General features: G+C 72.4%; 9 protein-coding genes. 3 read left to right on the top strand and 6 right to left on the bottom strand.

The features are described from left to right. Positions 1-167 precede the first annotated feature (167 nt). The gene (locus WMF22_RS05820) at positions 168-1163 is read right to left on the bottom strand and encodes a glycosyltransferase family protein (RefSeq protein ID WP_438035135.1); all 996 of its coding nucleotides are present in this window, start codon (positions 1161-1163) and stop codon (positions 168-170) included. A 6-nt stretch (positions 1164-1169) separates the two neighbouring features. Further along, the gene (locus WMF22_RS05815; RefSeq protein ID WP_437298109.1) at positions 1170-1712 is read right to left on the bottom strand and encodes a cysteine hydrolase family protein; all 543 of its coding nucleotides are present in this window, start codon (positions 1710-1712) and stop codon (positions 1170-1172) included. A 396-nt stretch (positions 1713-2108) separates the two neighbouring features. Here WMF22_RS05815 and WMF22_RS05810 point away from each other — a divergent pair, with 396 nt between their 5' ends. Next, entirely contained in the window at positions 2109-3617 is a 1509-nt protein-coding gene (locus WMF22_RS05810) for a serine/threonine-protein kinase (RefSeq protein ID WP_012233660.1), read from the top strand. Between the two features lie 28 nt (positions 3618-3645). Here the strand turns inward: WMF22_RS05810 and WMF22_RS05805 are convergent, their stop codons facing one another. The 3 genes from WMF22_RS05805 to WMF22_RS05795 all read right to left on the bottom strand — a co-directional run bounded on the left by WMF22_RS05805 (position 3646) and on the right by WMF22_RS05795 (position 8204). Next, the gene (locus tag WMF22_RS05805) at positions 3646-4962 is read right to left on the bottom strand and encodes a glycosyltransferase family 4 protein (protein ID WP_438035134.1); all 1317 of its coding nucleotides are present in this window, start codon (positions 4960-4962) and stop codon (positions 3646-3648) included. Positions 4963-5242: 280 nt separating this feature from the next. Then, positions 5243-7267, bottom strand: coding sequence for an SBBP repeat-containing protein (locus WMF22_RS05800; RefSeq protein ID WP_438035133.1), 2025 nt, complete (start codon positions 7265-7267; stop codon positions 5243-5245). Position 7268: 1 nt separating this feature from the next. Then, complete coding sequence (locus tag WMF22_RS05795; protein WP_438035132.1) at positions 7269-8204, bottom strand: hypothetical protein; 936 nt, start codon at positions 8202-8204, stop codon at positions 7269-7271. Between the two features lie 280 nt (positions 8205-8484). On the opposite strand from WMF22_RS05795, the gene WMF22_RS05790 reads away from it, so the two are divergent. Together WMF22_RS05790 and WMF22_RS05785 are read left to right on the top strand one after the other, a co-directional pair. Beyond that, positions 8485-10224, top strand: coding sequence for a DUF1592 domain-containing protein (locus WMF22_RS05790; RefSeq protein WP_438035131.1), 1740 nt, complete (start codon positions 8485-8487; stop codon positions 10222-10224). Then, complete coding sequence (locus WMF22_RS05785; RefSeq protein WP_437298104.1) at positions 10224-11603, top strand: DUF1552 domain-containing protein; 1380 nt, start codon at positions 10224-10226, stop codon at positions 11601-11603. The genes WMF22_RS05790 and WMF22_RS05785 overlap by 1 nt, the downstream gene beginning before the upstream one ends. A gap of 144 nt (positions 11604-11747) precedes the next feature. Here the strand turns inward: WMF22_RS05785 and WMF22_RS05780 are convergent, their stop codons facing one another. Next, the gene (locus WMF22_RS05780; protein ID WP_438035130.1) at positions 11748-12395 is read right to left on the bottom strand and encodes a hypothetical protein; all 648 of its coding nucleotides are present in this window, start codon (positions 12393-12395) and stop codon (positions 11748-11750) included. Positions 12396-12480 lie beyond the last annotated feature (85 nt).

The following is a 12480-nucleotide window of genomic DNA, read 5'->3' as shown; positions in this document are numbered from 1 at the left end:
GCGACAGCCATGTCGCGCTGCGGCCGCGAGCGCTGCCTGCTGCTCGACACAGCAGCCATTCCTCGTCGGCCGATCGGCCTGTCGGCGGTGGGCGTAATTAGCAAAGCTCATGCCGCTTGTGTCGACTTCGGCCACGGTGCGAGGTGCGAACGCCGCGATGCACCTCGTCACGAGGCGCCCGCGCACGCCTCCTCCAGCAGGGTGAGCACGGCGGAAGGCGCGCTCGGCAGCGCGCGCTCCAGGTCGATGCGAGCGAAGTCGGCGGCGCGGCAGCGATCGAAGAAGCGCGCCACGACGTCCGGCGAGAGCGCCGCCAGCGAGCTCGCGGCGGCGACGCCGGCCCGCTCGGCGAGGAGCGCGTTGAGCGTCTGCTCGTTGTGGCGGTCGTCGTAGAGCGCGAGCACGGGCTTGCCGGCGAGCACGCACTCGGCGAGGACGTTGCTGCCGGCGGTGGTCACGACCGCCGACGCGCCCTCGAGGTGACCGAGGAACGCGCCCGGATCGAAGGGGCGCGCCTCGACGCCGGGCACGTCGAGGCCCGGGTCGCCGAACGCGACGACGCGCCGGCCGCCGCGCGCGACGAGCTCGAGCACGCGGCGCGCGTCGCACTCGCTGAAGTAGCAGACGACGGCCCCGGGCTCGCCGGCGCGCGCGGGGGCGAACCGGCGCTCGGGCCGCGCGACGAGGGTGCCCGGCGTCTCCGGCTCGATCGGCAGGAAGTGGACGGCGACCGCGCGGCGCGCCCGGCTGGAGGCCCAGGTCGTGCGCCGGCACGCGAGCACCCGCAGCCTCGGCAGCCCCTCGGGCAGGCGGCAGCGCGAGAAGACGAGATCGTGGCCGAGCGCGACGGCGGGGATCCCGAGCGCGCGCGCGGCGAGCAGCGACGGGACGTCGCCGTCGCTCACGATGGCGTCGGGCCGGAAGCCCCCCTGCTCGACGATCTCCTTCGCCAGGCGGCGCGGGAGCTCGATCACGCCCGCGAGCCCGCGGTGGATCGGCCGCACGAGGCGGTGCTCCGGGAGCGCGCCGAGCAGGTCCGCCGCCTGGCCGCCGCCGTAGATCCGGAGCTCGTGGCCGAGCTCGCGGAGGGCTCCCGCGATCGGGAGCGCGCGGCTCGCGTGCCCGCGCCCGCGCCCGTGGACGTAGTAGCCGATCTTCGCCACGGGCCGTCAGAGCTCGATCTGCTGGCTCGGGACGGCGCGGATCTCGCGCGGGCGCCCCGCCATCATGACGCCGAAGCCGTCCAGCAGCCGGTTGTGATGTGCGACGATCACCGCCGCCGCGAGCGCCGGGCTCTCCGATGTGCCGTGCGCGTCCGCGGCGAGCGTCACGTCGAAGCCGAGGGTCACCGCGCGCCGGCAGGTCGTGTCCACGCAGAACTCCGTCTTGCAGCCCGCGATGATCAGGTGCTCGACGCCGAGCTGCTCGAGGCGCTCGGCGAGATCGGTCTCGAAGAACGCGTCGCATGCGAGCTTGCGCACCCGCGCCTCGCCGCCCGCCGGCGCGACCGCTGGGTGGATGTCCCACGCGGCCGAGCCCACCTCACCCACCTCGTCGTCCTGCACGAAGATCACCGGCACGCCGCGGTCGCGGGCGCGCGAAAGGAGCGCTGCGATGCTCGAGAGCAGGCCGCTCGCCCCCTGCACGGGGGCCTCCCCGGCAAGCACGCCATTCTGGACATCGATGATCACCAGCGCACTTCTCGGCTTCATCTCATTTCCCTGCGGATCGACGCCGAGATCGCCGCCATTGCGGGGGTCTCGGAGGGAGCGCGGAGCGCGTCTACAACGGACGCCCCGCCGGCGGAACCCCCGGAGGCGCGCGCCTTCCGACGGTGCGCGCTCGCCGGGTCGCGCTCGCGCCGCGCGGCGACGCGTACCACGTGGGCGGCGCGTACGACGTGTGCGATGCAACCGTTGCGTGCGACACGTGCGATGCGTCATTGCTCGCTCCTCCAGGCGGGCGACGTGCGCTTTGACTCCGCGCCAGCGCAGGGCTCCAATGGCCTGCGATACGGCCCGCGCCGCACCATGACCGCCTCGAGCAGCTTCCATTCGACGGGATCCCAGGGACCTCGAGGCGCCAGCTCGGCGGACGAGCGCCGCGCGATGGCGCGGGGCCTCCCCACGGCGCTCGTGACCTGGCCCACGTTCGCGGCGCTCGACGTGTTCGTGGTGCTCGCCGTGTTTCCGAGCGCCTCGGTCACCCGGCTGCTGCTCTACCGGCTGCTCGGCGAGGTCATCCTGCTCTGGCTGTACCTCCTCGCCCGGCGCGAGCAGACCTCGGCCGAGCTCCTCGACGCGGCGCACGTCTTCGCGGTCTGGAGCACGGGGGGGCTCATCTCCGTGATGGCGCTGGAGTTCGGGGATCTGACCTGGAACTACATGCACGGGCTGTCGATCGTGATGCTCGTCGACGCGACGATCCTGCCCACGCACTTCTCGCGATCGCTCCGGATGACGATCCCGGTCGCGCTCAGCTTCCCCATCATCATGGGCGCGGGGGCGTCCCTCGACCCGGCGCTCGCGGCGCAGTGGACGTCGCCGCGGTCGCTCGTGATCTTCGCCTGCAACTACATCTTCGTGCTCGCCACCGCGATCCTCGTGTCGGCGGCGAGCCACGGCCTCTGGTCGGCGCGCCAGCAGGTCTACGAGGCCCGCAAGCTCGGTCGCTACCGGCTCGTGGCGCCGGTCGGCCGGGGCGGGCAGAACGAGGTGTGGCTCGCCTGGGACGAGTCGCTGCGCCGCGACGTGGCGCTGAAGCTGCTCCGCAGCGAGAGCAAGTCCGAGGGCGACGTGCGCAGCTTCGAGCGCGAGGCGCGCGCGACGAGCCGGCTCACGTCGCCGCACACCATCCGGATCTTCGATTTCGGGGCGAGCAGCGACGGCATCTTCTACATCGCGATGGAGCACCTGGCCGGCGCCGACCTGGCCACCCTGGTGCGCGATCACGGCCCGATGCCGCCCGCCCGGGTCGTCCACTTCGCGCGGCAGGCCTGCCTCTCGCTGGCGGAGGCGCACGACGCGGGCGTCATCCACCGCGACATCAAGCCCCACAACCTCTACATCACGCGCGTGGGGGACGAGCAGGACGTGCTCAAGGTGCTCGACTTCGGGATCGCGAAGCAGGTGAGCCTGGAGGGAGACGCGAGCATGACGGACGTCGGCGTGATCAAGGGAACGCCCACATACATGTCCCCGGAGATGATCTCGGCCGGCGCCGTGGACGCCCGGAGCGACATCTACTCGCTCGGGGTCACGCTCTATTACCTGCTGACGGGCGTGGCCCCCTTCGACGGCCGGAGCTTCGGCAAGCTCGTCTACTCGCACCTGACGATGCCGCCGATCCCGCCGTCGCTGCGCGCGCCCTGGCCGCTGTCGTCGGAGCTGGAAGAGGTGGTGATGCGGTGCCTCGCCAAGCGGCCAGGCGACCGTTACCAGAGCGCGCGCGAGCTGCTCGCCGCGCTCGACGCATGCGAGCCGGCGCCGGCGTGGACGCCGGACGACGCAAGGAGCTTCTGGACGGCGCGCGCCGCGATGCCGCGCGCCGAGCCGCCGCCCCCGGATCCCGGCCCCACCGTTCGCCTGCGGCCGGAAAAGGCCGTGCCCGTGGCCTGAGGCGGGGTCAAGGCGATCGCGCGGCCCTTCAGGCCTGGCCGACCCTGAGCTGCGCGCCGTCGGGGAACCGCCGCGAGGGGGGCGGCGCCCGTAGCACCGACGCAGGGGGTTGCGCGTCCGCCTGGAGCGCGGGGCCCTTGTCGATCACGGGCACGCGCAGCGGCGCGGGCGCCGGCGAGCGCCGCTCGCTCCGCGCCAGGACGAGCGTGTCGTGGAGCGCGCGAGCGCTCTCGTCCCACCCCTTGCACCCGGTGAGCGCCTCGATCCGCTCGGGATCGTAGGGCGCGTGCGCCGCGCGCGCCATGGCGCCGGCCAGGGCGGGGAGATCGCCGGGCGAGACGAGCTCGCCGAGCTCGGGGCCCGTGATCACGTCGGGGATGCCCCCGACCCGCGTCGCGACAACCCGGCGGCCCGACGCGATCGACTCGATCACGACGTTGGGTGTGCCCTCGTGATGGCTCGGCAGGACCAGCGCATCGCAGGCGGCGACCCAGCGCGCCACCTCGTGGTGCGGCAGGCGACCGGTCATCAGGACGCGCCCGCCGAGCCGCTCCGCCGCCGACCTGCAGGCCTGCTCGTCCGCGCCGCTCCCGACCAGCGCGAGGTCGATGTCGGGGTGCGCGGCGGCGATGCGCTCGAACGCGGCGATCGCGTCGAGCGCGCCCTTGTCGCGGAGCAGGTGGCCGACGTAGAGCAGCAGCCGGCGCTCCGCAGGGCGGCCCAGGGCGGCGCGGGCCTCGCCCCGGTCGCGCGGGTAGAACACGCTGCGATCGACGCCGTTCATCACGACATCGATGCGGTCGCGACGGACGCCGAGCGCGTGGACCCCCTCGGCCAGCTGCTTGCTCACGGCGACGACGCGGGTCGCGCGCCGGAGACCCCACTCGAGCGAGGGCCTGATCGCCGGTTGCTGCGAGAGCACGTCGACGTCCGAGCCGTGCACCTTGACGACCGCCGGGACGCCGAGCAGCTCCGCGAGGCACACCGCGGCGAATCCGTCCGGATAGGCGAACGAGCCGACGATGACGTCCGGCGCCGGACGGTGGCGCGCCAGCTCGAAGAGCATGGACGCCGCATAGAGCGGGCCATTGAGATACGGCGCCACCTTGGGCACATAGAGGAATCGCGGGTGGCGCACCGGCAATCCCTCGATCACGTCCTCGCGAGGCGCGTCGCTCGACATGGACCATCGAGAGAACCTGGAAGCCCCAGGAAACCAGGGGATCGTGGCGAAGACGTCGATATCGCAATACCTCGAGAGCGCGGCGAACTGCCTCCGGTTGAACGGCGCCTGCCCCGGGTTCGTCGCGTTCGGGAAGATCTTGGTGATAAGCAGGATGCGCATGCCTCTGCTCCTTCGGACTCGCCCGCTCGGCTCGACGGAAATCCTCCGATCAGCGGAGCATCTCGCCGCGCGGTCGAGCGGCTTCGAGCAGAGAACATGCCACTCCGAGAAAGCTGGAAACGAGGCAAGGACTGGGAGCGACGTGCCCAGACGAGCGATGAAAGAACAGCCATGCCGCCCCAGCGAGGCAAATTGTCACGCGCCGAGGTGACTCCGACAGACGAGGTGGGCAAACAGCGCTCATCGCTGCCGAGCGCGGCATTTGCAACGAGAACGGTATTTATAAAGAGAGCTTTGCAACGAACGCGTCGCCCTGGCCTGCGCTCGAGAGCGCCCCTTGACCGAAGTTGATGGCGCCGTAGAAGCGGCCGGCGACCAGCACGCTCGCGCCCGAGCCCGCCGCCACGTCGAGGCCGACCTGCGTCTGGACGTCGCCGAACAGCTTGCTGAACACGTGATCGCCCGAGGCGCCGAGCTTGACCAGGTAGACATCGGTCTTGCCTCGGCTCGTCAGCGGCCCTCCGCCGAAGTCCGCCGAGCCGAACAGCGGCCCCGCGAGCAGGAGATTGCCGGCGGAGTCCACCGTGACGCTCGCGCGCGCCCCGGTCTCGAAATCGGTGAGCAGCTGGTCCTCGTCGTCGCCGAAGCGCCGGCTCATGAGGTGCGCGCCGGCGCCGGAGAGCCTGGCGACGAACAGATCCCGCCCGCCGGCGCTCGCCAGCGGCTCGCCGCCGAGATCGATGGTCGACGCGAACGTGCCCGTGAGCGCCACGTCGCCCGTCGCTGGGTGGACCGCGACGTCGTGGGCCTCGTCCGCCTCGGCGCCGCCGAACCGGGCGCTCCAGACGTGGTCGCCGGAAGGACGGAGCTTGGCGAGGAAGATGTCGGAGAGGCCGGCGCTCTCGAGCGGCGCGCCGCCCAGATCGATGGATCCCTCGAAATACCCCGCGACGAGCAGGTTGCCGTCGGCGTCGGCCGCGATCCCGTGGGCGTAGTCGTCGCCCTCGCCGCCGGCGCGCATGGCGAGGAGCGTCCGGCCGTCGTCCGAGGCGAGGCGCAGCACGAAGGCGTCGCGCATGCCCGCGCTCGTGAGCTCGCCGGCGCCGAAGTCCACGGCGCCGTTGTAGCCGCCCGCCACGAGGACGTTGCCCGCCGCGTCGACGGCGATGCGGTCGCAGCGATCCGCGCCGGATCCGCCGAAGAGCCGGCTCCAGATGTGCTCGCCGTCGCCGCCCAGCTTGACGACGAAGACGTCGTCGCTCCCGCGCGACGCGAGCTCGCCGCCGCCGAGGTCGACGCGGCCGAAGGCGCGGCCCGCCACGAGGACGCTGCCCGCCGCGTCGACCGCGAGCGCCATCGCGAACTGGTTGCCGTCGCCCGGGAACAGCTTGCTCCAGACGTGCGCGCCGAACCTGTCGAACTTCGCCACGAAGGCGTCCGTGCCGGTGGCCGTGAGCGGGCCGCCGCCGAGATCGACGGTCCCCTCCAGCTGGCCGGCCACGATCACGCTGCCCTCCGCGTCGAACGCGACGGATCGGGCGTACTGGCCGTTCGCGTCGCCGAAGCCGCGGCTCCACACGTCCTCGCAGGCGGGCGTCGCGCCGTCGCAGTCCTCGTCGTCGGGCGTGTCGCACGCGTCGAACGCGGGCAGTACCTCCCCCATGCACGGGCCCCACGACGTGCCCTCCGCGTTGCAGGCCCGCGTGCCGGCCGCGCAGCGCCCGACGCCGTCCGTCCCCCCCGGGCCCGTGTAACACGCCTCCTGCTCGCCGGGCATACACACGCAGCCGGGACAGCCGCAGTCGAGGCCGCTGCACGCGGCCGGCGTGAGCTCCGCGATCCAGGCGGCGACACACGCGATCTCCTCGGACGAGTACGGGGCCCCGCCGAGCGGCATGCGCGCGCCGCACGAGGGCGCGTCGGTGAGCCGCACGTAGAGCGCGCTCTCCTCCGGCCGATCGGGGTCGGCGAGCACGCCGGCGCAGTTCGTGGCCGGGCGGCGGGCGACGCGATCGCCGACGCCGAGCGTGACGAGGTCGAGGCCGGCCGCCGGCTCGCCCGGCCCGTGGCAGCCCCCGCCGCCGCACCGCTCGGCGAACACCGCGGGCACGTCGGCGCACGCGGCCTGCGGGCCGCCGCCGCCGTGCCGCCGGTCGAACCGCTCCTGATCGTCGATCGTCCCCGGACACCCCGCGAGCAGCGGCAAGGCCGGCGCGACGAGCGCCGCCGCCGTCACCGCCGTCGCCGCCGTGAAGCGCCCGCCGCGACGGGCAGACCCGGCGCGCGCCGCGCGCGCTGAGCGCACCTCACTCCCCATGATAAGCCACCCCCAGGTGAACGCTGAAGAGCTGGTCGAGCGCCCCGCCCGCGATGTACGTGTCCTCTGGCTCCGAGTCGAAATCGTAGAAGAACCGCGCGTACGACGCGCCGGCGCGCGCCTCGAGCCCCGGCGCGAACGGGGCGGCGACCGCGACGCGGAAATCGACGCCTCCGGCGCTCGGCGCGCGGAAATGAGAGGCGAGGGCTCCCATCGAGAGGGGCGCCTGCACCCCTCCCCCGGCCTCCAGCGCGACCGGGCCGACCGGCAATCGCCCGTCCACCCCCGCGCGCAAGGCGACGTAAGACACCGACGCGGCGTCGCGCGACGGGTCGCCCGTCGACTCGATATCGAAGTCGGTCCAGCGGAGTCCGCCGCCCGCGAACAGGACCGGCCCGTCCTGCCCGGCGAGGCGGTAACGGCCCCGAAGGCCGGCGTGGAGCCGGCTCCACGAGGTCGATACGCCCGCTCCGCCGGCGCCCTCCGAGTCGAGGCCGAGCGCGCGAGCGTACGAGAGCTCGACACCGAGGTCGCGGAGCACAGGGACGGCGCTCCGCGCGAACGGGTACAGCTCGCCCCGGAGGGACGGCATGGGCACGCCCAGCACCTCGTAGGTGCGGAGGTTGTCGGAGAGCAGATCGCTATAGGACAGCGTACGACCCGCGATCTCGAGATCGACACCCGCGCTGAAGAGCGCTGTCCCCGCGGCGGGGGGGCGGGCGCCCTCGTCGCGCTCGGCGCGATCGGCGCTGGACGCCGCGCCGGGATCGGCGAGCGCCGAGCCTGGCGCGAGGAGCGCCAGGAGCATCGACAGCGCCGAGCGCGCCGCGCCGAGCAGCGCGGCCGCAGAAGAGCGGCGCGCGCGGCGCCGCGGCGCCCGAGGAGAGAGAGGAGAGCCAGGACAGGCGAGCGTTCGCCTTTGCATTGGGCGCGAGCATAGTCGCTCCGTACACCGCAGGTCGAGCCGCCTTCGAAGGCCGGAGTCCGCGGCAACGCCGTAAGACACGCGCACACGGGATGATCACATCGGCCCCGTGCTCCCACTTGATTCGGCCGCTCCGAGCGCGGCTCCTATCCGGGAGCGACGGTTTGCCATACGCTCCTTGAAGATGGCGAGATGGCGCGCCACGCACACACGGCCGCGCCGCGCACGCTGCACGGAGGGGAACGCGCCGTGCCCTGCTCGCGCTCGCCGACGAGGCACCATGGCTGAACCAAGAGCTCTCCGCTGGCCCATCGGCCTGCTCCTCCTCGCCTCCTGCTCAGGGCAGTTCGGCGATCTCCCCGCGAACGACGACGACGACGACGGCGGCGAGGCGACCGCCCCGCTCTGCGCCTCCATCGAGCCAGGCGAGTCGCCGCTCCGCCGCATGACACGGGTGGAGTACGACAACACGATACTCGATCTCCTCGGCGACGACAGCCACCCTGCGAGGGGCTTCGTGCCCGAGGAGGAGTCGCTCGGCTTCAACAACCAGGCGGCGGCGCTCGTGGTGAGCCCGCTGCTCGCGGAGCAGTACATGACCGCCGCCGAGGGCATCGCGGCGCGCGCGGCGGGCAAGCTGCTCGGCGAGGCGCCCTCGTGCCGCGGGGCCGCGGCGGGCGCCGCGTGCCGCGGCGAGATCGCGGCGCTCATCGCGTCGCTCGGCAAGCGGGCGTTCCGCCGGCCCCTCGCCGAGGACGAGATCGCCGAGCTCGCGGCGCTCTTCGACCGCGGGCTCGGCCTCGGGGACACGCCCGACGACGCGTCGACCGGCCTCTCGCTCGTCGTCCAGGCGATGCTCCAGTCGCCGCACTTCCTCTACCGCGTCGAGCTCGGCATGCCGGATCCGGTGGAGGGCGACGTCGTGCCGCTCACCTCGTACGAGATCGCCTCGCGGCTCTCGTACCTGCTCTGGGGCACGATGCCCGACGACGCGCTCTTCGCGGCCGCCGACGCGGGGGCGCTCGGCACCGCCGCGGAGATCGAGGCGCAGGCGCGGCGCATGCTGGACGATCCGCGGGCGCGCGAGGCGGTGAAGAACTTCCACCGCCAGTGGCTCGGGCTCTCGAAGATCGACGAGATCGCCGCGGGCGGGAGGGATCCGGAGCTCTACCCCGAGTACCGGGACGAGCTCCTGCCGCTGTTCCAGGCCGAGACCGAGGCGTTCCTGGATCACGCGATCTTCGAGGAGGACGCGAGCGTGAGCGCGCTGTTCACGGCGTCCTATTCGGTGATGAACCGGGAGCTCGCCGAGCTCTACGGCGTCGAGGGAGGCCCGAAGGGCGAGGCGTTCGAGCGGGTGGAGCTCGATCCGTCGCAGCGCGCCGGCTTCCTGACGCACGCCGGGCTGCTCTCGCTCTACGCGAAGCCGAACCGGTCCTCGCCGGTGCACCGCGGCCGGTTCGTGCGCCAGAGCCTGCTCTGCCAGATCCCGCCGCCGCCGCCGGACGTGGTCCCGGAGCCGCCGATGGTCGACCGGACGAAGACGACGCGCGAGCAGTTCTCGCAGCACGTGTCCGACCCGGGCTGCAGGAGCTGCCACGCGCTGCTCGACCCGATCGGGTTCGGCTTCGAGCACTACGACGCGCTCGGCCGCTGGCGGGACGCCGAGAACGGCATCCCGGTCGACGCCAGCGGCGAGCTCACGCAGACCGACGTCGACGGGCCGTTCGACGGCGCGGTCGAGCTCGCGCACCGGCTCGCGGAGAGCGAGCAGGTGCGCGCGTGCGTCGTGAAGCAGTGGTTCCGCTTCGGCTACGGCCGCGCCGAGCAGCGCGAGGACGCCTGCAGCCTCTCGCAGGCGACGGAGGCGTTCGAGGCGTCCCGGTACAACATCAGGGCGCTGCTCGTGGCGCTCACCCAGACCGACGCGTTCCGCTACCGGCGCGAGATCGACGCGAGAGGCAACGTGGGAGACGACGCAGGGGGCGCCTCGGAGCGCGCCCCGGGAGGAGAGCCGTGATGAAGCCGTTCCGACTCAGCCGCCGCGCCGTGCTCAGGGGCCTCGGCGGCGCGGCGCTCGCGCTGCCGTTCCTCGAAGCGATGGGCTGCTCGAAGCGGCTCGCGCCGGCGTCGGAGCAGGCGGGGCGGGCCGCGTTCGGGCTCGAGTTCCCGAAGCGGTTCATCGTGCTCTACACGCCGAACGGCACCGTCCCGCCGGACTTCTGGCCGTCGTCCTCGACGTTCCGGGACGGCGAGGAGCTGTCGCCCATCCTCGCGCCGCTCAAGGACCACAACAGGGATCTGCTGGTCCTCGGCAACGTGAGCGCGCTGTCGGCGCTGACGGGGCCGGGCGACGCGCACCAGAAGGGCACGGGGCAGTGCCTGACGGCGCGCGCGATGCAGGAGGGCGACTTCCCCGGCGACGCCGGGCTGTCGTGCGGCTGGGCCGACGGCATCTCGCTCGACCAGGAGATCGCGAACCACATCGGCACGAAGACCAGGTTCCTCTCGCTCGAGCTCGGCGTGCTCGTCTACGGGGCGACCGTGGGCGCGCGCCTCGCGTACCGCGGGCCGGCGCAGCCGCTGCCGCCGGAGAACAGCCCGTACGCCGCGTTCGACCGGCTCTTCTCCGACCTGTCGGTCGCGCCCGCCGACGCGACGCGGAAGACCGAGCAGCGCAGGGCGGTGCTCGGCAAGGTGGCCTCGGACTACGACCGGCTGCGCAGGCGGCTGGGCGCCGCGGATCGGCTGAAGCTCGAAGGGCACCTCGCGTCGGTGGAGGACATCGCGTCGCGCCTCGATCGCGGCTCGGCGCCGGCCTCGCCGGCGTGCGCCGCGCCGGCGCTGACGCCGGATCTCGACGTCGACAAGGTCGCCAGCATGCCGGAGCTCTGCCGGCTCCAGCTCGATCTCATCGCGATGTCCCTCGCCTGCGATCTGACGCGGGTCGCGAGCCTGCACTTCACGAACTCCGCGACGACCAAGGTGCTGAGCTTCCTCGGGCCGGACATCACCGAGGGCCACCACCCGATGGCGCACAACGGCTACGCCGATCAGGTGAACCGCGGGCGGCTCACCAGGATCAGCCGCTTCTACGCCGAGCAGCTCGCGTACCTGATCGCCAGGCTGAAGAGCATGCCGGAGGGCGACGGCACGGTCTTCGACAACACGGTGATCTTCTGGACCAACGAGCACGCGGACGGCAATCACCTGCGCAAGAACATCCCGTATGTCCTCGCCGGGAGCGCAGGAGGCCATTTCAAGACGGGCCGATACGTCGTCCAGCAGAAGGAGGTCGCGCACAACGACCTGCTCCTGTCGCTGCTCCACGCGATGGGCATCGAGGCCGACACGTTCGGCGACCCGGACTTCTGCACAGGACCGCTCGTGGGGGTGTGACGAGCCGAGGGGCGCGGGGCGCCGCCCGATGCGGCGCGGGGCCCACGCCGTGGTGGGCGCCGCGCGGGGCGGCGCACCACCGCGGCGCGCGAGCGAGACGCCGGCGCACCCGCAACCGGAGCGCGGGCGCGCCCGGCCTGCCGCTCACTGCACGATGTAATGCCAGGTCGGCTCGGTCTCGACCTTGAGGTCCGTGCGCTGGGTGTCGGTGCAACCATCGGAGTAGGCGCAGAAGAGGGTTCGCGCGGCGACGCGGACCTTGTACCTTCCATCAACGTGCGGCGGCTGGCCGACGTAAGTCGGGAAACAACCGGTGCCAAAGATCTCGTCGCCGCTGCTGCTCCACGTCCCATGGGCCTCGACGGTGCTGACGGTGGGCGACAAGGAGAAGTTGGTGCTCCATACGTAGTAGCCCGCTAGCACGTGAGTCCTCTCGCAATCAGCCTCATTGTCGATGCTACCCCAACCGCCCTTGGGCTGGGCCCAGATCTGAAGATCGCCGTTGTTGGCGGCAGCCGGTAGATTCCTGTATTCCACGACGTACTGATAAGGGCAAGTCGGGGGGTTGTACGTCCAGTCCGGGCTTGCTTGCAAGCTGAGGGTCGAGTTGATGGCCCCGTCCGCGGCATCCAAGGTGGACATGTTGAGCGTCCCGCAGCCCTCGTCGCCGATGCCCTGCCGAGCCTCGCCGATCCCGTCGCCGGCCAGCTCCGACTCGAACGATTCACCTTCGACGCAGCCGACGGCAAGCACAGACAACACCGCCGCAGCGGTCAAGAACAAGGCTTTCATGTGTTCCTCGATGGTTTGGAAGAATTGCAGTCACGGCCTCTGCTCTCCGGGAGGCGGGCCGCGCGCCGCACATTGCAGAGACCGT

The organism is Sorangium sp. So ce204 (assembly GCF_051526795.1).
Classification (GTDB): Bacteria; Myxococcota_A; Polyangia; order Polyangiales; family Polyangiaceae; genus Sorangium; species Sorangium cellulosum_B.
This window is presented reverse-complemented; position numbering and strand designations above follow the sequence as displayed.

Excerpts from the sequence above, each read along its gene's own strand:
- WMF22_RS05790 (WP_438035131.1), top strand. The coding sequence starts at position 8,485 with ATGGCTGAACCAAGAGCTCTCCGCTGGCCCATCGGCCTGCTCCTCCTC.
- WMF22_RS05815 (WP_437298109.1), bottom strand. The coding sequence starts at position 1,712 with ATGAAGCCGAGAAGTGCGCTGGTGATCATCGATGTCCAGAATGGCGTG.
- WMF22_RS05795 (WP_438035132.1), bottom strand. The coding sequence starts at position 8,204 with ATGCAAAGGCGAACGCTCGCCTGTCCTGGCTCTCCTCTCTCTCCTCGG.
- WMF22_RS05805 (WP_438035134.1), bottom strand. The coding sequence starts at position 4,962 with ATGCGCATCCTGCTTATCACCAAGATCTTCCCGAACGCGACGAACCCG.
- WMF22_RS05810 (WP_012233660.1), top strand. The coding sequence starts at position 2,109 with ATGGCGCGGGGCCTCCCCACGGCGCTCGTGACCTGGCCCACGTTCGCG.
- WMF22_RS05780 (WP_438035130.1), bottom strand. The coding sequence starts at position 12,395 with ATGAAAGCCTTGTTCTTGACCGCTGCGGCGGTGTTGTCTGTGCTTGCC.
- WMF22_RS05785 (WP_437298104.1), top strand. The coding sequence starts at position 10,224 with ATGAAGCCGTTCCGACTCAGCCGCCGCGCCGTGCTCAGGGGCCTCGGC.